We start from the raw sequence: 24,383 nt of genomic DNA, 5'->3' as shown, positions 1-24,383 counted from the left end.
GAAGCAGCATACGTGAACGGAGGCACATAATTTCATGACACAATCTATCACAGGCGCTGCTGTTCGTGTAGGAGAAGGTCTATCTAAGCAATTCATCCTAATTCTAGCCATTGCATCAGGACTAAGCGTGGCAAATATGTATTATAATCAGCCGCTCCTAGCTGAGATAGGACGCACATTTAATGCTTCCTCTAACGCAGTGGGATATGTATCGATGCTTACTCAAATCGGCTACGCGCTGGGAATGTTATTTTTTGTTCCACTAGGTGACATTCGTGAACGCAGAACACTGATATCAGGACTTCTTATTGCTGTATCACTGTCACTAATTGGTTTCGCTACCGCACAAAACCTCACTTGGATGTATATCGCCAGCTTTGCTATCGGCATAACTACGGTGGTGCCGCAGGTCATCATTCCTCTCTCGGCTGAGTTAGCTTTACCGGAGGAGCGGGGGAAGGTTATAGGCACAGTAATGAGCGGATTGTTTTTTGGTATTTTGCTAGCAAGAACAATATCCGGAATTATAGGGGATATGTTCGGCTGGAGAGCGATGTACTGGATTGCCGCAGTAGTCATGTTATTGTTATCCCTTATTCTTTATCGGCTAATCCCGGCAACGAAACCAGACAATAATTCCTCGTACTCAGATCTGCTGAAATCAATGGGACAACTGATTCGCAGATATTCGACGCTTCGTGAGTCATCTTTAATTGGGGCTTGCATGTTTGGCGGCTTTAGTGTGTTCTGGACTTCTCTAGCTTTCTTTCTGGAAGGAGAACCTTATCACTACAGTAGCTCTATTACAGGATTGTTTGGTCTTATTGGTGTAGCAGGTGCTGCTGGTGCTCCATTTATCGGGAGGTTAGCAGACAGAATTGCTCCCAAAAAGATTGTAGGAATCCTACTGTTAATTACATTAATTGCTTACGGATTTTTTGGTTTAGCCGGATTTACGATCTGGAGTTTGATTGCTGGAGTTATTATTCTGGATCTTGGGGTACAGGGGTCACAGGTCAGTAACCAAACACGGATATATGCACTTGAACCAGCGGCTCGCAGTCGTATTAATACTGTTTTTATGGTCAGCACTTTTACAGGGGGAGCGATTGGATCCACGCTGGGAAGTTTTGCATGGCAGCATTGGGGCTGGAGTGGTGTCTGCTTAATGGGGGGAACGCTAGTTGTAGCCGCTTTATGCATATGGATCGTCTATAGAGTGATCGAGAAAGAGGATATACCAGAGATTAGCTAGAAACGGATTACAGTACCTTTTATTATACCCGGGAGGTGTTTGATCATCGCTGAGAAGACGAAAGTTATAGAGGTTGTCCCGTATAACCCAGAGTGGAAGGCAGAATTCAATAGATTAAAAGAACAGCTCTTATCTTATGTCGGAGATCTTATTATTTCTATCGAGCATGTGGGCAGTACTTCGATTGAAGGGCTAGCTGCTAAACCTATCATCGACCTTGATCTTGTGATGGACAGCTACGATGTACTCCCACAAATCATAGAACGTTTACAACAGCATGGATATGAACACCAAGGGAACTTGGGAATAGAGGGAAGAGAAGCGTTTCAAAGACTTCAGGATGATGGATTTATGAAATATCATCTGTATGTATGTCCTAAGGATGGAAAAGGCTACTTGGAGCATATCGCTTTCAGAGACTATCTGCGATCGAATACAGCAGCGCGTCAAGCGTATGCAGAGGTTAAACAACGCTTGGCAGAACAACATCGTTATGACATTGATGCTTATTGTGAAGGAAAGACAACGTTTGTTAGCTCAATTTTATCTAAAGCCATGAAAGAAACGTAAGAAAGATCAATCATTTGCCCGTTCGAAGATGATTTCGAAATTCACTAGGAGACATGCCACTCCATTTACGAAACTGCTTGGAGAAGTATAACGCGTCATTGAAACCGACCGAGGAAGAGATCTGGTCGATGGTCAGCGTTCCTCCTAGCAGTTTTTTTGCGTTATCCATACGAACCTTTAATAAATATTGTTTGGGAGACATGCCGATCTTTTGTTTAAAGACTTTAGAGAGATGCGCTCTATGATAGCCTAGAGACGATGCCATATGGTCGATACTGATCTGTTGATGAAACTGCAGAGAAATCCAACGGATCGCTTGATCGATCTGGCGGTCGATAACATCCGGTAATTCTATCGATTGAGAGGGAAGCGAACTTATGTTCGCAACGCCGAATTTGTGCACTAGCAGCCGCAGCCAACCCGAAGCTTCTAAGCTCTCCAGTCGAGGATAAGCAGATTGCTGAAAGGATAAACGAATATGTTCATATACTTTATGTATCTCTATTAGGTTATCTAAGTGGATTATTGGCTTGTCCCTTGTAATTCCCACTTCGTGTAGTAGCTGTTCAACCGCTTCCCCTTGTAAGGCCACCCATACATATGTCCACGGACGATCCATGTCTGCCTGATAGCTAAATAACGCCCCCGGAAAAATAACAAAGGTATCCCCCTTACTACATCCCTGCGAATTACTGCCACTTTGAAAAACTCCTTCCCCATCAATTACTGTATGAATGAGATAGTAATCATGAACAGATGGGCCCATTTTATGGCCAGGAACGGGTTTGCCTTCTCCGCTGAATAATACAGATAGGTCATGATCATCGGGAGCCAGATTAAACCCTGCTGTAAAATGATAATGCTCTGAAGCCATTTACTTAGAACCTCCCCAAGATTGCTTTTATAATACATTTAGATTATAGGATTGAATATACAAATGCAACAAACGTCCATATATCTCTTGTATTTCTCCATACTCATTGGGACCGCTCTCATTTATAGTGATTAGTGAAGAGAGCAGACGGTTATGACCTGACATCCTAGTGTTTATAAGGGAATTATAGTTTACTCTATTCCATAAAACTGCGATGTTAATACCGTTCACCTCACCTATAAGGAGGAATATTTCACATGTCTAAAATTACATTTATCGGAGCGGGTAGCACCGTATTTGCCAAAAACGTGTTGGGAGATTGTATGAGAACGCCAGCCCTGCAAGGGTTTGAACTTGCCCTGTATGATATTGATCTACAACGCCTGAAAGATTCCGAGAATATGCTAAATAATATAAAAGAGAGCAGCGGCAGCACTTGTGTTGTGAAATCCTATACGGATCGTAAAGAAGCTTTGCGTGGAGCTAAATATGTCATTAATGCAATCCAAGTGGGAGGTTACGATCCTTGCACCATCACAGATTTTGAAATTCCGAAGAAATATGGCTTGCGGCAAACGATTGCGGACACAGTTGGCATAGGTGGGATTTTCCGTAACCTGCGTACTATTCCAGTGATGCTGGACTTTGCTGCGGATGTACGGGAGGTTTGTCCGGACGCACTCTTTATGAACTATACGAATCCTATGGCAGTTCTGACCAATGTGATGAATACCTATGGCGGTGTAAAGACGGTGGGATTATGTCATAGTGTGCAGCATTGTATTCCGGGCTTGTTCGAGCATCTGGGTATGGATCAGACAGGTGTTCAGGCTAAGATCGCTGGGATTAACCATATGGCTTGGTTATTGGAGGTTACTAAAGACGGCGAGGATTTGTATCCGGAAATTAAACGCCGTGCCGCTGAGAAGCAACAAGAACATCACGGAGACATGGTCCGTTATGAAATGATGCTTAAATTCGGTTACTACATTACGGAATCTTCGGAACATAACGCAGAGTATCATCCTTATTTTATCAAACGTAATTACCCAGAGCTTATCGAACGGTTTCAAATTCCACTCGACGAGTATCCACGCCGCTGTGTAGATCAAATTGAACGTTGGCAACAAATGCGTGAAGAATTGGTTAATAACAAAGAACTTAAACATGAACGTTCGCATGAATATGCGTCTTATATTATGGAAGCTATCGAAACTAATGTGCCTTTCAAAATAGGTGGCAATGTTATGAATACAGGTCTTATCACTAATTTGCCAAAAGAAGCATGTGTAGAGGTCCCTTGTTTAGTAGATAGAAGCGGAGTAACTCCGACCTACGTGGGAGATCTGCCTCCACAGTGCGCCGCACTGAATCGTACAAACATTAATACACAGTTGTTAACGATCGAAGCAGCGATTACCCATAAGAAAGAGCATATCTATCACGCCGCAATGCTCGATCCACATACAGCAGCTGAATTGTCGATGGATGACATTACAAATATGTGCGACGAGCTGATCACAGCCCATGGAAACTGGCTCCCGGCGTATAAATAAATTAACTAGTTAGGACTAAGGAAGCCTGAGAAATCAGGCTTTTTTTGATTGTATTTCTACGAAAACCGAATGCTATCTTTAAAAAAGACCACGTCGTTTCTTCTTGCTTATCTGTCTAGGACAACTGGGAGACATCGGAATACACATATATGGATTATCTAAATGTGGAGGTGATCCTTTATGATCGTTGAAAGCTATACCTTAGCATCGTCCACAGCTTATGCTACTCCTTATTATGTGATTAGAGGTGAGCTTCCTGGTCCTGTCTTTATGGTGGTGTCGGGGATACATGGGAATGAGACAGGAAGTATTCGTGCCGCACAGATCATTGTAGAACATTTTAACCAGAGAAGGTTGTATATACACCGGGGCACGATCATTGTAGTACCTCTAATGAATCAAAAAGCTTACCGCAAACGGATCAGAGGTGTACCCGATTTAAATCGCACCTTTCCACGTTCTAGCAAAACGGCGGCAAAACATCCATTAGCTTCAGCTTTGCTACAGCTAGTACTAAGATATCGTCCCACCTGGTTTCTGGATCTTCATGAAGCAAATGGGTTGTCACAAAAAAATCCGAAGCGACTTGGCCAGTCGATCATCGTCACTCCGGGAAGCCGAGGAACAGGTACAGCAAAACGTGTCATCAAAGGCATTAATCGAACGATTCCCAAAACCGCTTATCATTTTAATATCCGTTTACGGGAGCGCCCCGGCTCCTCAAGGGCAGCCGTTACCCGTATATTAGGGGCTAAAGCATTTACTGTGGAAACCTGCTGGAGCCTTGATCGTGAGCTACGGATTCGCTATCAGATAGATATTGTTAGCCGTTTTTTAAAAAGTGCGGGATTATTGTGATAGAGAAAATATCTGATAACTGTGTTAGCTGGTTCTTAGATCCTAGGAATCAGCTTTTTTGCCGATACAAGAAAGGTAATTGACAACAATGGGTATAGTGTATATATTACATATATACATTGATAACACATAAACTAGGAGTGAGGGCACGATTACATGAACATATTGATATCCAACACTTCCGGTGAACCCATCTATGCACAGATTGTCAGCCAGATCCGCCAGATGATTCTGCAAGGAGAGTTAGTGTCTGGCACCCCATTACCTTCTATCCGGCTATTAGCCAAAGAGCTGCAGATTAGCGTAATTACAACGAAACGAGCCTATGAAGAACTGGAGAGAGAAGGGCTTATCAATTCAATTGTGGGGAAAGGTTCCTTTGTTTCTGGTGCAGATCAGGAGTTTATTCGGGAACAACGGCTACGGATTATGGAGAACAAAATGAAGGAGATTATCGACGAGAGTAAAATGCTGGGGATTAATTTTGCTGAGTTTAGTGAGATGTTGAAATTGCTTTATGAGGAGGAGACAGAATGAAAGAAGTCATTCAATTGGACCAAATATCTAAAAAATATGGCCATTTTAGCCTATGCGAACTTACGTTCGGTATCAAAGAAGGGTATATCACGGGGCTAATTGGACCGAATGGGGCAGGGAAAACAACATTAATAAAAATGATGATGGGGATGGTGTTTCCTGATCATGGCAGCGTCAAGATTTTTGACCAAGAGATGTCTATCCATGAAGCAGAGAATAAGGATCGGATTGGCTATGTCTCCGATGAAAATTACTTTTACGATCAATTAACCATCGATCAGATGAGTAAGATTATTGCTCCTTTTTATAGTCGTTGGGATCAAGAAACGTATAGGAAATACATAGAGATGTTCAAGCTTTCCCCGCGGAAAAAGATTAAGGAGCTCTCCAAAGGAATGAAAATGAAGTATTCGCTCGCCATTGCCTTATCACATGGTGCAGATCTGCTTATTATGGATGAACCTACTGCAGGACTTGATCCTATATTCCGAAGAGAGTTGCTTGATTTGCTTAGTGAGCATATCCAGGATGAGAAGAAGTCTATTCTTTTTTCAACGCATAATACGACTGATTTGGACCGGATCGCGGACTATATTGTTTTTGTGAACGAAGGGCACCTAGTATTTAATGAAATGAAAGAATCTCTAGCCAACAAATATATGCTGGTAAAAGGCAATAAAGAGTTGCTTGATCGGGATGTACGAAAATGGTTCATCGGGCTTAGAGAGACGGAAGTTGGTTTCGAGGGTCTTCTGAACAATCGCTCTGAGGGGGAACACTTCTTTAGAGGTCATGCCATATGCGAAACGCCTACTCTGGAAGAAATCATGTATTTTACGGTAAAGGGAAACGCTTTGTATGTTTAATCTCTTGTTGCTGATTCGAAAAGATTTTATTCTCCTGCGGAATTTTATCCCTATATTTCTCTTGAGTATCTTGTTCATCGCATATGTTCAACTGGATAACTCCAGCATGTTTGCTACTTTTCAATCTTTACTGTTGCTCGTATACTCCTGTTCTATGGATGCACAGAATAACAACACAAAGTTTGTGATAGGGTTACCAGTAAGACGGCAAGAGATTATCTTGGCTAAATACTTATCACTTATTCCTTATTGTTTCATCGGTTTGGTTTGCTCTTTAGCTTTGTTACTAATTTCCTTTTCATTTGGATATTCCATTAGCCCGTTTTATTGGATAGGGGTATCTTTAACGTTACTTATGATTCCTTTGGCTGCGTCTATTTATCTGCCGATTCATTATTGGCTTGGTTCCAAAAACTATTACTTCAATATCCTTTTTAATGTAGTAATAACGATTACCACCCTGAACACTGGATCTTCACTCTCAAATTCATCCTTTTTCTTAACAATTACCGACATAAAGCTGCAGGATCATCTGTTGTCGATTGGTTTGATAGGGATTGTTTATCTCTCCATATTGTACTGCTCTTATAGGATTTCACTACGATTGTTTAGCAAGGAAGAGTTATAAGCTAAGGAGGACGTAAAGTGTATAAATCATTTTTTTTAATTCAAAAAGACTTCATTCTTCTGCGTAAATTTCTGATGCTGCTAATCCCCTTTTTTATTTTTATAGCTTACTCGAACTATCATAGCTTCAGTTTATTTACGGTAATGCCACCCATGCTGTTATTGATAAGCTCCTGCTCAATGGATACTCAGCAGATGACGCAACGGTTTCTCGTTAATCTCCCTGTAAGGAGACAAGAGCTTGTCCGTGCCAAATATTTTTCGATCCTTCCGTATGCGCTTGTTGGGCTGGCAGCCACGTCCTTTACTTATCTCCTGATTATTGTAACAGGTAAAGCCGTAACCCCTCATTTTTGGCAAGAGGTTGGTATTACGTTATCCATTTTCCCTCTCCTTGCGATGCTTTATTTACCGATTCATTACTGGTTAGGGGCAAAGGGAGCGCAAGTGGTTAATCTTGTTTTTATGATGATTGTTATGTTTGGACCGAACGTGTTTAGCTTTTTGATCCAGTGGATACCTGATGTGAACAGATGGTTGAGTTTTGGAGTGAAAGGTACGGTCATTCCCTTTATAATCCTAGGTCTGGCTTATGTATTCTTGCTTAGCTGTTCATATATCATTTCTCTGCGGATTTTTGTGCGGAAAGATCTTTGATTCGAAGGATTTGAGATTTTGAATGAATTCATATACCATTGTCACTACAAAGATAAATAGTAGGGGAAGGGTATATAACCAATGCCTAAAATGATCTATAGCTTTCGCACAAAAATGATTATGCTGCTGATGGCCAGTATGCTTGTATCCGGTGGAATTACCTTTTCAATCTATAAAATTCTGCAGAGATATTATCGATCAGAGGTCTTATTAGAAAATCCATTGACTAAAGTTCGCTACTTGATGCGGGATATCGGTGATGTTAATGCGTTTTTGATTATCTTCATTCCTTTGGCCATCTTATTCTTTTTTATATTTACTAAACCATATGCAAATTATTTCAAGGAAATCTCGAAAGGGATCCATCAGCTGGCATCGGGTGATTTCTCGGAGCGGGTGGATATCCCATCTAAAGATGAATTCGGCCTTATTGGCCATGATATCAATCTGGCTATTGACCATCTTCAGGAAGCTATCGAGCGGGGCGACTTTGCGGAGAGCAGTAAAGATCAACTTGTATTAAATCTGGCACATGATCTGCGTACACCACTTACCTCCGTTATAGGTTATTTGGATTTTATCCTGAAGGACAATGAATTAACGCCAGAACAGACCAGACATTATACAACGATTGCTTATACTAAATCTCAACGTTTGGAAAAATTAATTGATGAGCTATTTGAAATCACAAGAATGAACTATGGTAAGCTTACGCTTGAAAAAACCTCGATCGACCTGAGTGAGCTTCTTTTGCAGTTAAATGAAGAGTTATATCCCGTTTTTGAGAAAAATGGTCTTACTTCCCGCTTAGATGTAACCCAACCTCTGAAGATAGAGGGTGACGGTGAGCTGCTGGCACGTGTATTTGAGAATCTCCTCACCAACGCAGCGCGATATGGAAGCGACGGTCAATTTATTGATATTCATGGGTATTTAGAGGAAAACGAAGTCGTTATTGAGATCATTAACTATGGAGATTGTATTGATCCGGAAGAGCTGCCGCGTATTTTTGATATGTTCTACACCGGGGATCGAGCGCGAACGCATCCCACAGGGAGTACGGGACTGGGCTTATTTATCACTAAAAACATTGTGGAACAACATGCTGGAACAGTTTCTGCACAAAGCAGTGTAGTGCGGACGATGTTTGAAGTACGGCTTCCACAAAATAATTGAGAACGAAGTCAAGTGTCGACTAAGCAGGAGTAAAACCGAGATCTATGTGATCTTGTGGTTTTACTCCTTTTTTAATGGTTTGGTCAGCAGAAAGGATGAACGTTACCGGACATTTATTTGAAATTTTTAATAAATCGTGATATTATTAGCTTGCTAAGTAATTTGTAAGGCAGTACGGAGGAAATATCTGTGATAGAAGATGAGATAAGGGAACTACTGGATAGAATATCAGCGGAAATGCGTAGAGATTATGCAGAACTGCTTAGAGAACTTAATCTTCATGTGGGTCAAGAACAGTTATTATGCCGGTTATGGAGAACAGATGGAATGACACAAATACAGCTAAGTGAACGCTTGAATTGTGAGCCTCCAACCATAACAAATATGGTGAAATCTCTTGAAAATCATGGGTTTGTTGTTCGAAAAAGAGATTCTGAAGATGGCAGAGTTAGCCGAGTGTATCTAACCCCAGCCGGACGTAATCTCTGCGAACCTGTGGAACAGATCTGGAACAAACAGCTGGATAAATTACTAGCCGGAATTATACCTGAAGAACGTTTATTATTAAGAAGACTTATGAAACAAATGGCCGATAATTTAGCTTGAATCTGGAACTAATCGCCATAACCGTTAGTAAGCTAATTAAAACTAAGAAAAGAGGAACATAGATGATTACAAGTTTGACTCGCATCAATGAATTAGCTAAGAAAGAACGTGAAGTAGGCTTGACACAAGGCGAATGGGTTGAACAGATCGCATTGCGTGAAGACTATCTGCGTGAAATTCGTGGACAAGTTCGTAACAGTCTTTCTGGAGTGACAATTTTAGATCCGGATGGAAATGACGTAACCCCTGAGAAGCTTCGTGCAGCGCGTAAATAATCAATGAACTAATAAGTGGAAACTACACCTTTAGATAACGTTAGATTAGCCTATGGCTGATCGACGGATATCTAGAGGTGTTTTTTGTTATATAAATCTTAACAGAAGCTTAATTCGTTATCATTAGGAGCTGTTGAAAGTTAAGAATCAATTAAACTTGCGTTACACAGGATCTAAGACTGGATTGTTAGAATGAAATAGACAAAAGATAAGGGATAACATGAAGGGGTGCAGAAGTTGGAGAAACTAAAAGAAACATCAAGGAAGGAAATGAAAGTATGAAAAAAACATTATTAATTTTACTTAAAGTAATAGTCGCTATAGTCATACTCCTAGCACTTTTTCTGGTCATCGTTTTTACAGTCAATGTGATCAGCAATAAAGTGGAGAAAGGAAAAATAGAACCCTATGGTCAGCTTGTACCTGTCGACGGGAAAAAGATGAATGTTACCATACAAGGGCAAGGCAAGGAAACAGTCGTGTTACTCCCAGGGTTTGGAACCGCATCACCCGTAATTGATTTCAAACCACTTGTAGATGAACTGACTCCTTTCTATAAAGTTGTAGTAGTTGAGCCGTTTGGTTATGGACTAAGCGATGTCACCACAAAAGAACGAACGGTCGACAATATCGTGAGTGAGCTTCATGAAGCCTTACAAGAATTAAAGATAGATCGTTATATTCTGATGGGACATTCTATAGCGGGAATTTACGGACTGGACTATGTGAACAAATACGAAAACGAAGTTAGTGCATTCGTAGGCATCGACAGCAGCGTACCCACACAAGGGGGCAACGATGAAGAATTTCCATCAGGAACCTATAAGCTGCTTAAAAACTCAGGATTTATGAGATTGCTGGTAAAGCTCAATCCAGCCCAAATCGTTACACCAAGTGATGATGAGGAAACTAAAGAACAAAATAGAATGATTTCACTTAAAAACATGATGAATCCAAATATCATCAGCGAAGCAGAGCATTTTAAAAGTAATTTCAAAGCCACGGAAACATTAAATTTCCCAAAAGATCTTCCTGTTATTTTCTTCCTAGTGAAAGAAAATACGGATGTTCCAGGCTGGGAATCCCTGCATAAAGAACAGATTAAAGACTCCTTACACGGGAAATTGATGTTGCTTGATGGGGAGCATTATTTGCACCATACCCGATCCAAAGATATCGTCGAGAACTTTAGAAGTTTTATGGGAGAGATAAAGTAAGAATGAATGAGAAAAGCCTGCTAATACAGGCTTTTCTTTTTTTGTATTTTCAAATAAGTGAATCCTTTAGAAAAAAATGATAAATTTATCAAAGCAATTATGGGCACTCTATATCCTAATCTTTATTATAGGAAGGACTACCATAGTATGTGCGGAATAGCAGGAATATTAAAATATAATGGACAGCCACCACATGAAGAAACCTTAAAACAAATGACAGGGGTTATGAATCACCGAGGTCCCAATCATGAGGGAGTATGGCTCGATTCTCACATTGGACTTGGTTTTCGCAGATTGTCTGTAATTGATTTACGTGATGGTAATCAACCGATGACGAATGAAGATCGTACCCTTTGGATTGTTTTTAATGGTGAAATCTATAATTATAAAACACTACGAAATCAGTTAAAGCTAAAAGGACATCACTTTCAGACGCAATCAGATACAGAGGTCATTGTGCATTTATTTGAGGAATACGGCAAGGACTGTGTCCATCATTTACGTGGAATGTTTAGTTTTGCGATTTGGGATCTTAAGGAACAATCTCTTTTTGCTGCCAGAGATCATTTCGGGATCAAACCTTTTTATTATTACAAAGACGAAAATAATCTTTTATTTGCTTCGGAAATTAAAAGCATACTTGCAGTGCAAGGGGTACCCAGAAAGCTTCAATATCAAAGTTTATTCAGCTACTTAACTTTTCAGTATGTCCCGCATCCTGATACGATGTTTGAACACATTCATAAATTAGGACCTGCGGAGCGATTATTTGTTAACTCGGATGGTGAAATGAAGATCGAGAAATATTGGGAACCCCATTTTCAACCGGTAGAACGATCTTTAGCAGACTATGCCGAAGAAATTCAGTGGAAATTGAAAGAGTCTGTAAACCTTCATTTACAAAGTGATGTGGATAGAGGATGTTTTTTGTCCAGTGGAATTGACTCCACCGCAATAGCTGCAATGATGAGAGCAGAAGAATCAACAAAAACCTTTTCGATTGGATTTGAAGGGCTGAACAATGAAACAATCATCGCAAATCAAACGGCAGCCAAACTGGGGACAGATCATTATTTTCACATTTTATCGCAAAAAGATTTTTTTGAAAGTATCCCGAAAACGGTCTGGCATCTAGATGAGCCTGTTGCAGATCCTTCCGCTATTGCACTCTATCATCTAAACCAGCTTGCAAAAGAACATGTCACGGTGGTCCTATCAGGGGAAGGCGCTGACGAATTATTCGGAGGGTATAGAATCTATAGAGAGCCAAATGCATTAAGACCGATAACCTGGATGCCTAACTTCATAAAGGATTCGTTACGAAAATCATTATCTGTATATCCCTATCATTTTTATGGCAAAAATTATTTACTTCGGGGTCTGACACCTTTAGAAGAGCGTTTTTTCGGAAATGCTAATATTTTTAACAAAAGCGGTAAAATGAACTTGCTTCACGAATCGGTACACGCTCAGAATAGCTTTTTACATCCCATGGATATCGTTAAGCCTTTTTATGATAAGACAGCTCACCTAGACCCTACGACAAGAATGCAGTTTATTGATCTGAATTTTTGGTTACCTGGAGACATTTTATCAAAAGCAGATAAGCTGTCCATGGCACATTCATTAGAATTAAGAGTCCCGTTTTTAGATAAAGAGGTTTTCGAAACGGCTAGTAAAATACCTGTGTCCAATCGGATTGGGCAAAAAACAACAAAACTTGCTTTGCGTAAAGCTATGGAAGGAATCGTTCCGGAAGCAATTGTGAATCGCCCGAAACTAGGATTTCCCGTACCCATTCGTGATTGGCTCAAAACTCCAATTTCAGATATAATGTTCGAACAAATACGCTATAGTGGCATTGAAGAAATATTCAATATGAATATCATCGAAGAGATGTTTACCCAGCATCGGAGTAATAAAGGCGACTATTCGCGTAGAATATGGATAATTTACATTTTTTCAGTATGGTACACTCTTTTTATAAAAGAAGATCTGAAGCAATTAAATAGTGCCGTGTTGTAATGGGGGAGTGATTCGTTGAATATTGAGGAATATGCATGGAATAAACATGAACAGCAATTAAGAGAAACTAACATGTTTACTTATACTAGTCCAAAGATAAAGATTGTAGATAACCATGAATTAAGAAATCGGCTTGAAGAAACGCTTGAAGAGCTGCCGCAGAAGTTTCTGGCCAAATGGGCTTTGAAAGTAGCAGTTGAGCACCTGGATCATCTGGTCCAGCAGCTTGTAAATGACCCGCGGATTGATTTAGGTATAGAAACGCTAGAAAAGCGTATAACTGGTGAGATTAGAGCCTTTGACTTAAGAAAAGTTGGATTTATTGTCAATGAATTAGCCAAAGAGTCCACAACCGAGGCTAGTAAGTATGCTGCCCGTTCTTTTGCACAAGCCATTGCAACTGGACATATGCGAGGACACGCTATGGTTTGCAGTGACTATGCAGTAAAACTGGTGAATTACATATCAGATCATTCTTCAGTTGCAGAGGCAGCTACTAAAGAACGGGAAAGACAATTAAGGATAGCTGAAGAGTTGCTTTGAAATTAAAGCTTTAAAGATGAACATGTATGAGGATGATTATAAAAGTTAAATACTGGTAATAATTAACTTTTTATAATCGAGAGTTATGTAATCTAATGCAAACAATAAAAACATTATTAGTACTTAAAGTTTTATGCGTGACTTGATGAGCTTTAAAGCTTAATACTCGTTTTAGATAATACGATTACTAAATAAGAATCAATTGCTAAGGAAAGGGCAGTTATTTTGAACAGGTTTGAACATTGATTAGATAATCATTAATAGACAGTAAATTGGCAATAATTTGGATCAAATTGGTTGGTTCCTTTAATTTATACACTACTTCCTCACAAAACCCGTATTTTGTACATATGTCACTAAGATGCGTTCTACTTAGATTATACATAGTTCTATATGAATCTCTTGGCTCGGCTCGCTACCAGATTCGACCAGCGCTAGTATTACCATAACAATAGCGTTTAAACTTCTTCTAAGAGTAATGTTGGGGCCATTGCTGAATGACATAAATATCCGAATTAGATATTCGCCAAATCGTCAATAGTACCATGTTCTTGTCCATTTTCGGCAATCGGTACAAGTTCTTGTCCTAAGCAAAGGACAAGAACTTGTACCGATAAAACAAAAAAGCCGCGCCTAGCGCGGAATCCAATAGGTCTATGTTCTTGTCCTCTTACAATAGATTATGGTCACAATCTAGGGGTTTATATTATTTGATCTATTTATCACTTCCTCTTCCGAATTCCGAGCAATAACCACATCATTAATTAGAGCCTTGCGATTTCGACTGGCCATATCAATTGCTCAGAGTTTCATCAACCACTTATAGGACGACACACAAATGCATTCAAAAAAACCGTTGAGCTGATTCAACGGTTTTTTTGAAATTCGTACAAGGCATCACATCCAAGTTAAACATTGAGCGATAATCACTCTTTGTTTATATGCGCTAATAACCGGTAGCGAAGCCAGATAATCTTCTTCGCTTATTGCACAGTATGTACTAGTTTCCCTTTTTAGAAAATAATGGATAATAAAGAACTTTGCTGCGTTCTATAGATATCCCCAAACCCAAAAGTCCCGACAACAATTGTAAGTCTCTTTTGAAGAGTACTATTATTTTTAACTAATCACCGGAAAACGAATCATAACTGTCGTACCACACCCTACCCCGCTGCTAATGTGGACAGTACCTTGATGTTGATCGACGATCCAACGTGCGATCGATAGCCCTAGACCTGCTCCATGATCCCCTCTACTTCTAGAGGAATCTCCCTTATAAAAGCGATTAAATACGAGTGGTAATTCATGTTCCGAAATACCCACTCCGTTATCCTTGACGGTTACAAGAACTGATTTCCCCTGCCTAAGACACTCAAGATCGATTTGCCCATCCACCTGCGTAAATTTAATGGCATTGTCCAACAAAATCATGAACAACTGTATGAGACGATTCTCATCTCCATTCATGAGCAATTCCGAGCCTTCGACATGAAGCTGTACCCGCAACTGCTTGTAATCCATTATTGGCTCCATTTTTTTGGCGATCTCTTTAATGATCACGTCAATACGAACAGGTGTGCATGAGATAACCTCCTCATGTGAATCACCTCTTGCCAGAAGAAGTAGGCCGTCTACCATGTTGCTCATTCTTTTGGTTTCTTTCAGAATGGCTGAAATTGGAGCGCTTTCTTCCTCGATCGTATGATCGGGATGGCGTAACAATATTTGTGTTTGCCCTCGGACGACCGAGAGCGGACTTCTCAACTCGTGAGAGGCATCTGCAACGAATTGCTGCTGCTTATCCCAAGCCTTCTGAATTGGTATGAGCGCCCGTCTAGCCAAAGCGTAACCTGCGATGATAGATAATAACGCGCCGACACCGATTCCAATACTAATACACCATAATAACCGGTTCAAATAATACACCTCGGCGGAAATTTCCGTAAATATCTGAATTGTTTTCAAAGGAATGTTCGACAGTTTCTCGACTATTGGCAATTTACCCTGATAGGGTCTGCTCACGAATCGATAGGTTTTCTTACCCACGAGTATCGACTCGGGCCGCATGTGGTTTTGTTTTTCCCGAAGCATCGAACTCAATTCGATATATGGTACTTTATAATATACGCTTTGAATCAATGCATCGTTGGAATCCCAATAAAATGACATCATAAAACGTTCCGGTTCCTTCGAATCAATGTTAAGTACTTGCTCCCCGTTACTTAGAGAAATTTGTTGCAAGTGGTCAATATTAAACACCAGATGACGGTCAATATCGGAATAGATCCGATAATGTGCCAACCCATATAATCCTCCCCCCAGTGTGACGAGCAAGCAAAATACAACCGTGCTGTTCCATATCGTCATTCGTACTAACGTGCGTTTAATCATACCGGGGTTTGCTCTCCTTTTATTTGGCGGATTTGATGTATTGATTCACTTGCTGTTCCAATATTGGAAATGGCATATTCCCGTTTCGAAGAAGAACGGAATGAAATGCCTTGATATCGAAGCGATCCCCGAGTTCGCTTTCCGCCTTCTCCCGAAGGGATTGGAATTGCTCCGATCCGATCGCATAGTTTTCGTTAAGTCCAGGATAGGCAATGACACTGTCGATCAAAGCATCGTTCCCCGTTCCGGTAACCCTAACCAGATACTCATTAGCTTGTTCTCTTGTCCACTTCAGCCCATGGATACCCGTATCTATCACGGTACCCATGGAATTGCCCAGCAAACGGTTTAGTACCATATTCCGATCAAGCAACCCCTTCTCCGCGCATAAGCTTTCCATATAGACCGCCCATCCCTCTACGTATCCAGCCGTCATCGTTATTTTGCGGATTAATGGAATGGATGGTTGATCATATTGAATCGAGAATTGAAAGTGATGTCCTGGAATACCCTCATGCAAGGCAAGCAATTTAACTATTTCTTCGGAGGTCGGATTTTCGAGTGGAATGACAAATCTCCCGCTCCTATCACCATTTATAGATAAGGGGATATACATTCCACCAGCCGATGCGAAAAGAGCCGAATACGCCCGCACATCCACGGGATGGTCCGGGATAAGCTCCTCTTCAAACCAATCGGACAAGTAGGGCGTGGCATCCGACAAACTACTGTTTAACGCTTGCAGCAATTTATCTCCAGTTAGGAATCTGGCTGCAGATGTAGTTTGTGCGTGACCCGAAGCCCCGCTTCTTAGCTCCTTCTCGATCTCTTCTACCTTGCGTTTAGCGATCTCGTGAATTTTCTGAGGACTAAGGTCAGTACCCGTAGTAAGTTTGAGCCTTGCAGAATAATATTCGCTGCCGCCCGGCTGATTCCAGATTCCTTGGTTCACGGATGCTTGCTTCATAAGATCATTCTTGATCACATCGGCAAGTTTGCCGTAAGAAGCCAGTACATGATCGGTTAGGGTTTGCGCTAACGTTTTTTTCAGCGTTTCCTCTTCGGAGGGATCGAGTTTTAACTCGGTTAATTTCTCTGCATACAAACTGTACAGAATCGTTTCTTCCGGTTTCGTATTCTGCAATTTGCTGTAACTCGTAAGCATTTCCTTAAGAAATTCAGAAGCAGGGACAATACCTTTCTCCCGTCTGTCTTGAATTCTATTAATGACATGTGCGACTTTATCTGAAAAACCGTTCAGCGCAACGATATAATTCTTTGCATCTGCTTGGCTGCGAATCGGATAGTTGTTCGCGAAATACGGCGGAAAATTGGTTAGGGAAAGGTAGTCATTCGTGTTCAAATCCCAATATTTATATACCTGCTGCGCCGCGCTTAGGTCCCATTTTAGGATATCGTAGGTGAGTTTGTCTTCCGGGGAAAGCATAGCAGCATCATAGTTATTCAATTTTTTTAACAAGTCATTTCTCTTATCGTTTAATAATTCGTAATCGGCATCCGACAGGTCCGTAAGCTTAGTGGGATCCCATCGGATTCCCTCCACATTTTTCACGTCAAAATAAAGCTGTGTCTCAGGGTCATTCTTAAGCGTATCTACCGCCATCTTCTGAATCAATCCGTCTAAACTCTCTGGCTGATGTTGGGTCTGCCCAAACAAACCGCCTGCAATCAGCAATACGAGAAGTACCACAGCTAATAAAATAGTCAATCGGGTGTTCTTAAACATCTGTCTTACAAGGTTCATTCATCAATCTCTCCTTTATAGAGTATAAGAAGAATATATAAGATGAACCTTTGATTTCCCTTTGAAAAACTACTTGTTTATTCTGAGTATGTAGCCCAAACCTCTTACGGTTTGGATATATTGATCGGCATGCCATGAAGACAGCTTCTTTCGAAGATAATGGACATAGAGCTCGACGATGCCAATCCCCGCTTCCGAATCCAGTCCCCAAATTCGGTTATAGATTTGCTCTTTCGTCACGATCTGCTCTTTATTCATGAGCAGGTACTCAAGCAGCTCACATTCCTTTTCTGTTAAAGTCAGCTCTTCTCCTGCGACCGTTATTGCTCGATTTCGAACTTGAATAGCAATCGGGCCGTAGCTAATCTGCTCTTCTTGATTAACCTTGCCATAACGGCGCAACAGCACTTTAGCTCTGACAATCAGCTCTGGAATTTCGAATGGCTTCACCACATAATCGTCCGCTCCGATCGTTAACCCCTTTACCCGGTCGTTCAATCCGTCTTTTGCCGTCAGACAAAGAATCGGGGTATCCACTCTTTGCTTCCTCAGCTCTTGGATGAACGTAAATCCATCAACCTTAGGCAGCATAATATCCAAAATAATTAAATCGAACTCGCCGTACAATGCGTGATGCAAGCCCTCTTCTCCGTTATGACACTCCGTAACCTTATGCCCTTCATCCTGCATAACTCTTGCAATTGTGTGCGATATTCCAATATCGTCCTCTACGATCAACAGCTTCATAAGTCCCTCCATGAATGAACAAATATGGGGTTAGACATCTCAGTTCCTCCTAAATAGTACCATATTGCCTGCCCGTCAGCTTAAGAACAATGGCATCTTTTAACTTTCTGCAGTAGATGAAATCATATCGGGAATGTAGCAAAGTTCGTGTCAACCATTAAAAAAGAACCCTTAAAGTACTTTGGGTTCTTTTTATTAAACTATTTATTTGAAGTATTTACTAATGAACCCTTCCAGCTGGAGTTTTGCCCCTGTCAGATAGTAGTTATGTATTTCTTTCAACTCAGCATTATTGGGCTTGAGGTTTTTTAACCTGGATACAAACTTAGTATAGTTGGGCACTACAGTATTGTTTAAAGATAGGAAGAATGTTTTTCTTGTTGAATTGTTTGGGCCTCAATTTTGATGTAACGCAGTTATAGCTTTCTCTTCATTGTTTACTAGCGGCTTCAACTGATATGGATAAGGTCTGATGGTGTATAATTACTTATTGATTATTGTACATGATTATGTATTTTAATGGTTTTCAAATCGGCAATAGTACCAAGTCCTTGTCCTTCGACATTGTCGCACAAGAACTTGGTCCCATTGCCGAAAGTTCCTCCTTCTAATGAAACAGCAACCGGTCAAAGAACGGTTGCTGTTTCATTCGTTAACTACAAATATTTTTTGATTTTGAATTTATCTGTCATGTTTTTTTATAAACGAATCCATGTACTCCTTAGGTCACTTATACTTTTTAAAGTCTGAATCAGCACTATTCTATTTCTTGTATAAAACATCCACTTTAATTTTTGTCATTGATTCTACTAGCTTAAAAGCAATTTTGAATTTAGATTTTGTTAACTCAAGAACTTCTATCCATCTAATATTAGATTTTTGCGTTAACCTTGACTCTGAATAATTTAAACAGTTGCAGAAAAATAGTATAGAGAAACTCGCAACCACTGATCGTGAATCCATAATAGAATATTTTTACTAATCCCCTTCTCCTTGTTCTGTCTAATTATAGATTGGAGTATTCTTTCACTTAACTTTGAATTGCACTGGTCATCATTTCAAAACCTGAACTTCCTCCATTTAAAGCTGCATCATTACTTCTTGTACTTATACTATAAAAATGATCTTTCTCTAAAAGATACTTCCTCCATATAATTCAACTTGAAATGTTATTTCAATCACAGGGCTAAGGTATATTTTATAAAAATTGGATAATAGATCATACGTATTGTCTCTCCCCTTAATATACTGTCTTATCTTGTGTAAGGAGGTAAGTTCAATGTCATGTAAATGCAGAAAAACAACCAAAAGTAAAACAGTTCGCCTAAAAAAAATCAATCTTTCTGAAATTAGAGTCCCAAGAAAAAGAAAGGTTCGATCTACAGAACTGAGTGAGACTTTTGATTTTTCAGGAAATTGTGGTCAGCTCTTGATTTTAGCTAGAACTAATGGACTTTCTGCTGAGTTTAACACAATTCGTAACGTAGGAAATTGTGCATTCACACTACTCGCGGTAGATCGTAATGGAAATGTAATTCAAAATTCGGAGTACACGCTACAACCAGGCAATGTACTAGCTAGGTATGTTTTTGGTCCTAACGCATTTCCTCCACATCAGATTTTATTCCGTTGTCAATCTGGTACAGGTGGAAGATGTATACTAAGGACTTCTTTTTGTTAAGGTGAGTTACGTATAATCTAGACTAAAACTACGAGGTGATAACATATGTCATGTAATTGTTCTAAGAAAGTTAAGAGAATTACAAGTACTCGTACAAATGGTAAACGAAAACGAGCTCCCATTACTCGCGCACCAAAGTTATCCAGAGTTAGATCGACTATAAGTGAAAATACAGTGGACCTGATAGGTGCTTGTGGTGGAAACTTCACTCTTGTGAAAAGATTTGGGGGGCCTGCACCAAAATTAAAAGCCATTTCAAATATTGGTAGCTGTACATTTACACTGGTTGCAGATGATGGAAGGTTTATTATTCCTGGATCAGAGATCTCTTTAAATCCTGGTGGCACACTAGCGACTTATCAAGTTCCTGCCACTGCACAAACTGTATCTTTTAGATGCTCTGGTTCAGGAGGAACTTGTCGTCTTCGAATGACACCGTGCTAATTCAAGTGATTTAATTTTATTAATGGCAGATTAAAGGAGAGTCACAAATATTCACGCTTAACTTGCTAAGTAGTAACAACAATAACATTTACCTCATCTAGAAAGAGGTCACTTAAAAAGTCCTACGCCCCCCAAAAGAGACAATTTCTCATTTTTATGAGGAATGTCTCTTTTTTTTCTTTTTTAAAGTATCCAATTAAAGGCTGGTGGTTTTGATGCTCCCTGAGCAGCAGAGTTTCTATATTGAGCCCGTTTGCAAAGCTTAACCATATTTTGATTCCTAACGATCACCTGCTGCGTCAAATGAACGAATTATTTTAGCTTTGTATATTAAGAATTGAACAAAACTATTGCCACGATAACGGGCGAACCGTAGTTGATCCGGTGCGGATGTTTAAATATCTGCTGCTCAAATCCAATTTTGGCTTATCGGAAATGGAACTGGTGGGACCTACTATTTGCTTAAGGGCTACAGGTGGGCTAGGTTTGATGATTACGAATCAAATGTATATTTAACAAATATTCTTTACTTATTTCGAACACTTGACTCTTGATCCTAAAACCTAAACCAGTTGTATCAAACTCCACAATTACATAATCGAGATCTAATACATAACATTCTTTATACTCATGTTCCGATGACTGAAATATTTTTTTGAAATCTTTATTATATGGGGCTTAAAATAGTTGATTAAAACAACTTCAGCAACAGCAATATTTTATTTATCAGATTTTTGTAGAAATCGAGTATATATCTTTTCGATTCAACAAAATCATGGATGTAAATTTCCAAGATGTCAGCCAAATATCGATATCCCAACTTCTTTCACTATATATCTTCTGTACAGTTTCATGATGGTGGTTTAAATGATCGAAAACATTACGTGTACGTAGTGCCTCGTACCAAAAGTAAGACCAATATGCTGAAATATTGACTTCACAAGATGTAATCAGGCATCCTTTCCACTCTAACCCCTTATTTTATTCCCTTTTCCGTGCCTTAGGCATCCTCGTCTCCAGCATTCAAGCTTTGCATCGGTTCGGCCTCTCTTGACGTATATGAAGGTTTTTTCAGTTAAATGGCCGGCTATTAGCACGTTTAGAACTATGTCGCTCATATAAGCAGTATTTCGACAAATCGCTCACAGCTTAAATTAAAGAGGAGATAATGGCTGGACAGATATAACTGTCGTCAATCTTTATTAACCAATTTCACCATTATCACATAAATGCAATGATTAGTGCCCATTCCTTTTGTGCGCATGGTTAATATACTATCTTATTCTAATGAGATTAGGTGATGAATAGTGGCCTCTTTTGCTGAAGCTCTTGTGATCAAGAATAACATTTCGAAAACAGTACTTAAGAACCGGAGAATTCATGGGATCGGAGTCGGATACTATGATCCCAAACATCCTAAAAAGGGCGCAGCCGTGATCCTCTATGCTAATGCGGTCAGCAGCACGACGCTAGGCTTTGGTTCGAAGCTCTCCTCACAAATTAGAGGCAAGACTGTAAAAGTCCCGATACGAGTAGTGAAAACCCAAAAAATCCGCAGCAACGCAAGTTACATGGACCGGATTCGTCCGGTAATCGCAGGATACAGTATCGGTACCACAGGCGGATCAGGAACCGTAGGCTTAATTGTAAGCAGGGGCAATCAACAGTATTTATTCAGCAATAACCATGTGCTCACCAACCCGACCAACTCCCGCAATCGCGCAGAAACACTGCAGCCCGGCGGATCGGATGAAAGCAGGACACCAAGGAACCGTGTCGGGTATTTATCGCAGTTTATTACCCTGACTACCAGCGGTTCAAACCGGGTTGATGCAGCCTTGTCCCGTCCGCTAAGCAACAGCATTGTCAGCCCACAGTATGCAACGATAGGCACTATTCCCGGTCATGTCACCTCCTACCGTGTAGGCGAACGCTTCAAAAAAGTAGGACGGACATCTGGACTGACCAGAGGAAAAGTAGATTCGGTAAATACGGATGTACAAGTAGATTATGGTTCGGATATCGGCGTGCTTACCTTCCTCAATCAATCAATTATTCTGAGCAATACACCTATATCACTTCCCGGCGACTCGGGCTCAGTCTGGCTGAGAAGTTCAGATAACTATGCGGCCGCTGTAAATTATGCCGGAACAACGGATGGAAAGACTTCGGTTGCCTTTCCCATCGATTGGGCATTAAGTGCACTCCGAGTCCGTGTGGCACGTCCAGCGGGTCAGAGTGCGGGCCGAATCAAGATAGTCGATACGCATAACGGCAATGCTGCCTATACCCGGCGCCTCACAGCGAAAGAACTATCCAGGCTTAAGATAATCCAAGCAAAGTCGAGATAAGAACATGCCCGCGTAACGACATCTTCCTGTCACGTTCAATAAGTTGGATGAACGTTACGTAAAGTCATTTTTTTTTTTTTTTTTTTCATAAGATAGATTATCCTACGAAAAAGTAGGCGAGCACCAAATGACAATAAATCTCAATCGCTTAGAAGCAAAGCCAAACGTAAAGGCAAGGTACTGTTCCTTTTACACGGGACAGTATCTTTTCATTTTTTCTGATTGAGCCATTTATTCCTTATATTACAGAACCATTAAACGCGTATTGTACTCATCCAACACTTCCACTCGTGTTGGTGGCACTCACAAATTTTTGTCGGATTCGATGAGATCAATTTTTATAATTTCACACTAACGCTTATAAATGGAACAAATAGTAGATCTAAGTTGAGAAACACTTTGGCATCAAAAAAGGAGCCCCCAAATTCAAATTTGATAAACCATGCATAAAAAGTTACCCGAAAAAGTGAGTGAGTTAGGTAAGGTGATTAAACCGTCACTTGGCTAATAAAAGATGAATTCAAAGGCCGGGAAAAGAGTATAAAATGCGAACTCTGATAATACAACCTAGAGGACTAGAAATCAAAACAAGCAACCTACATAAAAATCAACTGTAGGTTGCTTGTTTTTTTATATGAAATAACTTGATTTACGAGAATACATATTATCACTAGCCGAAATCTTTAATGGAGTTTGAAGCTAGAAACTAACATCACATGTTACTACTTTCTCTTTTTGTAATCAGTGGTTAAATCGAAGTGTTACTCCCTCTAAAGATATTGATGACAACATTAATTCTTAGGAATATGAACAGGTACCCAGTACGTATCATAGCCTCTATAATACTGATAGGGGCCTTCAGCGCGCCAGCAAGCCGGATGCCAAGGTGCTGAAGAACACCATACGGGCTTAGGTTGTGTAACAGGAGGTGGCGGTGGGGTAACAGGCAATACTGGACCGATATATTGCAACCCAACTATATCTTGGTTACTTACTTGAGTAAAACTCATTGTACCATCGGGATTGATAATATTCATTGAGATTGTACCTGATCCAATATCAGCTCCAGGTGCTGGCACCGTGAAACTTACAAGTTGCCAAGTTACTAATCCAAACCCAGGAATTGAAGATTTATAGTAGTGCCCCACTCTACCTTGTGTAATTTGGTCACTAATAACTTGAGGAGCTATAAAGGGAAATACTGTAGTTCCATCTGGTGTAGTTAAATTTCTAGACAAGTTTATCATCCTTTCGACTTTTAAATTATAGAATTAGTTATATGCCCATATACATATTTCGGTAACAAAAACGATGGGAGTTCACTCAAATTACACAATTAATTGAGGCTCAAAATCAAATTTT

19 protein-coding genes are annotated in these 24,383 nt (G+C 40.2%); 14 read left to right on the top strand and 5 right to left on the bottom strand.

Annotated features, from left to right (window positions below; genetic code table 11):
- Positions 1-34 precede the first annotated feature (34 nt).
- Positions 35-1,255, top strand: a complete 1,221-nt coding sequence (locus tag NST58_RS17310; protein ID WP_076106745.1) for an MFS transporter — start codon at positions 35-37, stop codon at positions 1,253-1,255.
- Between the two features lie 45 nt (positions 1,256-1,300).
- On the top strand, positions 1,301-1,825 hold the full coding sequence (locus NST58_RS17305; RefSeq protein ID WP_076184982.1) for a GrpB family protein: 525 nt from the start codon (positions 1,301-1,303) through the stop codon (positions 1,823-1,825).
- Positions 1,826-1,835: 10 nt separating this feature from the next.
- Here NST58_RS17305 and NST58_RS17300 read toward each other — a convergent pair whose 3' ends face one another.
- Complete coding sequence (locus tag NST58_RS17300) at positions 1,836-2,699, bottom strand: AraC family transcriptional regulator (RefSeq protein WP_076184850.1); 864 nt, start codon at positions 2,697-2,699, stop codon at positions 1,836-1,838.
- Between the two features lie 257 nt (positions 2,700-2,956).
- Here NST58_RS17300 and NST58_RS17295 point away from each other — a divergent pair, with 257 nt between their 5' ends.
- The 11 genes from NST58_RS17295 to NST58_RS17245 all read left to right on the top strand — a co-directional run bounded on the left by NST58_RS17295 (position 2,957) and on the right by NST58_RS17245 (position 13,642).
- Positions 2,957-4,255 carry an alpha-glucosidase/alpha-galactosidase gene (locus tag NST58_RS17295; protein WP_076303657.1) on the top strand — a complete coding sequence of 433 codons (1,299 nt, stop codon included), beginning with the start codon at positions 2,957-2,959 and terminating at the stop codon, positions 4,253-4,255.
- A gap of 180 nt (positions 4,256-4,435) precedes the next feature.
- Entirely contained in the window at positions 4,436-5,113 is a 678-nt protein-coding gene (locus NST58_RS17290) for a succinylglutamate desuccinylase/aspartoacylase family protein (RefSeq protein WP_076126632.1), read from the top strand.
- Between the two features lie 156 nt (positions 5,114-5,269).
- Positions 5,270-5,650: a GntR family transcriptional regulator gene (locus NST58_RS17285; protein WP_076126630.1), complete on the top strand. Its 381-nt coding sequence runs from the start codon at positions 5,270-5,272 to the stop codon at positions 5,648-5,650.
- On the top strand, positions 5,647-6,516 hold the full coding sequence (locus NST58_RS17280) for an ABC transporter ATP-binding protein (protein ID WP_076126629.1): 870 nt from the start codon (positions 5,647-5,649) through the stop codon (positions 6,514-6,516). The genes NST58_RS17285 and NST58_RS17280 overlap by 4 nt, the downstream gene beginning before the upstream one ends.
- A gap of 645 nt (positions 6,517-7,161) precedes the next feature.
- Positions 7,162-7,800: an ABC-2 transporter permease gene (locus NST58_RS17275; protein WP_076184854.1), complete on the top strand. Its 639-nt coding sequence runs from the start codon at positions 7,162-7,164 to the stop codon at positions 7,798-7,800.
- Positions 7,801-7,881: 81 nt separating this feature from the next.
- A complete protein-coding gene (locus NST58_RS17270; RefSeq protein WP_036676951.1) occupies positions 7,882-8,976 on the top strand; it encodes a HAMP domain-containing sensor histidine kinase in 1,095 nt (364 codons plus the stop codon).
- Positions 8,977-9,165: 189 nt separating this feature from the next.
- Positions 9,166-9,582: a MarR family transcriptional regulator gene (locus NST58_RS17265; RefSeq protein WP_248548678.1), complete on the top strand. Its 417-nt coding sequence runs from the start codon at positions 9,166-9,168 to the stop codon at positions 9,580-9,582.
- Positions 9,583-9,644: 62 nt separating this feature from the next.
- Complete coding sequence (locus NST58_RS17260) at positions 9,645-9,857, top strand: DUF896 domain-containing protein (protein WP_036676956.1); 213 nt, start codon at positions 9,645-9,647, stop codon at positions 9,855-9,857.
- Positions 9,858-10,135: 278 nt separating this feature from the next.
- Positions 10,136-11,074 carry an alpha/beta hydrolase gene (locus tag NST58_RS17255; RefSeq protein ID WP_076126624.1) on the top strand — a complete coding sequence of 313 codons (939 nt, stop codon included), beginning with the start codon at positions 10,136-10,138 and terminating at the stop codon, positions 11,072-11,074.
- Positions 11,075-11,221: 147 nt separating this feature from the next.
- Complete coding sequence (asnB, locus tag NST58_RS17250) at positions 11,222-13,099, top strand: asparagine synthase (glutamine-hydrolyzing) (RefSeq protein ID WP_076126622.1); 1,878 nt, start codon at positions 11,222-11,224, stop codon at positions 13,097-13,099.
- Positions 13,100-13,114: 15 nt separating this feature from the next.
- Complete coding sequence (locus tag NST58_RS17245; protein ID WP_081383441.1) at positions 13,115-13,642, top strand: putative immunity protein; 528 nt, start codon at positions 13,115-13,117, stop codon at positions 13,640-13,642.
- 1,119 nt (positions 13,643-14,761) lie between these two features.
- Here NST58_RS17245 and NST58_RS17240 read toward each other — a convergent pair.
- The 3 genes from NST58_RS17240 to NST58_RS17230 form a co-directional block, all read right to left on the bottom strand.
- Positions 14,762-16,033 carry a HAMP domain-containing sensor histidine kinase gene (locus NST58_RS17240; RefSeq protein WP_339243623.1) on the bottom strand — a complete coding sequence of 424 codons (1,272 nt, stop codon included), beginning with the start codon at positions 16,031-16,033 and terminating at the stop codon, positions 14,762-14,764.
- A 19-nt stretch (positions 16,034-16,052) separates the two neighbouring features.
- Complete coding sequence (locus NST58_RS17235; RefSeq protein ID WP_076126608.1) at positions 16,053-17,798, bottom strand: DUF885 domain-containing protein; 1,746 nt, start codon at positions 17,796-17,798, stop codon at positions 16,053-16,055.
- Positions 17,799-17,867: 69 nt separating this feature from the next.
- Entirely contained in the window at positions 17,868-18,545 is a 678-nt protein-coding gene (locus NST58_RS17230; protein WP_076126794.1) for a response regulator transcription factor, read from the bottom strand.
- Positions 18,546-21,977: 3,432 nt separating this feature from the next.
- On the opposite strand from NST58_RS17230, the gene NST58_RS17225 reads away from it, so the two are divergent.
- Positions 21,978-23,021: a hypothetical protein gene (locus NST58_RS17225; RefSeq protein ID WP_305953553.1), complete on the top strand. Its 1,044-nt coding sequence runs from the start codon at positions 21,978-21,980 to the stop codon at positions 23,019-23,021.
- 791 nt (positions 23,022-23,812) lie between these two features.
- On the opposite strand, the gene NST58_RS17220 is transcribed toward NST58_RS17225, so the two are convergent.
- The gene (locus NST58_RS17220) at positions 23,813-24,259 is read right to left on the bottom strand and encodes a hypothetical protein (RefSeq protein WP_076126604.1); all 447 of its coding nucleotides are present in this window, start codon (positions 24,257-24,259) and stop codon (positions 23,813-23,815) included.
- Between the last annotated feature and the right edge of the window lie 124 nt (positions 24,260-24,383).

It is taken from the genome of Paenibacillus sp. FSL R10-2796 (assembly GCF_037965315.1).
In the GTDB taxonomy this organism is placed as follows: Bacteria; Bacillota; Bacilli; order Paenibacillales; family Paenibacillaceae; genus Paenibacillus_AQ; species Paenibacillus_AQ odorifer.
The sequence above is the reverse complement of the archived record's forward strand: the minus strand, read 5'-3'. Positions and strand labels throughout refer to the sequence as shown.

Excerpts from the sequence above, each read along its gene's own strand:
- NST58_RS17235 (WP_076126608.1), bottom strand. The coding sequence starts at position 17,798 with ATGAACCTTGTAAGACAGATGTTTAAGAACACCCGATTGACTATTTTA.
- NST58_RS17310 (WP_076106745.1), top strand. The coding sequence starts at position 35 with ATGACACAATCTATCACAGGCGCTGCTGTTCGTGTAGGAGAAGGTCTA.
- NST58_RS17285 (WP_076126630.1), top strand. The coding sequence starts at position 5,270 with ATGAACATATTGATATCCAACACTTCCGGTGAACCCATCTATGCACAG.
- NST58_RS17295 (WP_076303657.1), top strand. The coding sequence starts at position 2,957 with ATGTCTAAAATTACATTTATCGGAGCGGGTAGCACCGTATTTGCCAAA.
- NST58_RS17240 (WP_339243623.1), bottom strand. The coding sequence starts at position 16,033 with ATGATTAAACGCACGTTAGTACGAATGACGATATGGAACAGCACGGTT.
- asnB (WP_076126622.1), top strand. The coding sequence starts at position 11,222 with ATGTGCGGAATAGCAGGAATATTAAAATATAATGGACAGCCACCACAT.
- NST58_RS17280 (WP_076126629.1), top strand. The coding sequence starts at position 5,647 with ATGAAAGAAGTCATTCAATTGGACCAAATATCTAAAAAATATGGCCAT.
- NST58_RS17290 (WP_076126632.1), top strand. The coding sequence starts at position 4,436 with ATGATCGTTGAAAGCTATACCTTAGCATCGTCCACAGCTTATGCTACT.
- NST58_RS17260 (WP_036676956.1), top strand. The coding sequence starts at position 9,645 with ATGATTACAAGTTTGACTCGCATCAATGAATTAGCTAAGAAAGAACGT.
- NST58_RS17300 (WP_076184850.1), bottom strand. The coding sequence starts at position 2,699 with ATGGCTTCAGAGCATTATCATTTTACAGCAGGGTTTAATCTGGCTCCC.
- NST58_RS17255 (WP_076126624.1), top strand. The coding sequence starts at position 10,136 with ATGAAAAAAACATTATTAATTTTACTTAAAGTAATAGTCGCTATAGTC.
- NST58_RS17270 (WP_036676951.1), top strand. The coding sequence starts at position 7,882 with ATGCCTAAAATGATCTATAGCTTTCGCACAAAAATGATTATGCTGCTG.
- NST58_RS17230 (WP_076126794.1), bottom strand. The coding sequence starts at position 18,545 with ATGAAGCTGTTGATCGTAGAGGACGATATTGGAATATCGCACACAATT.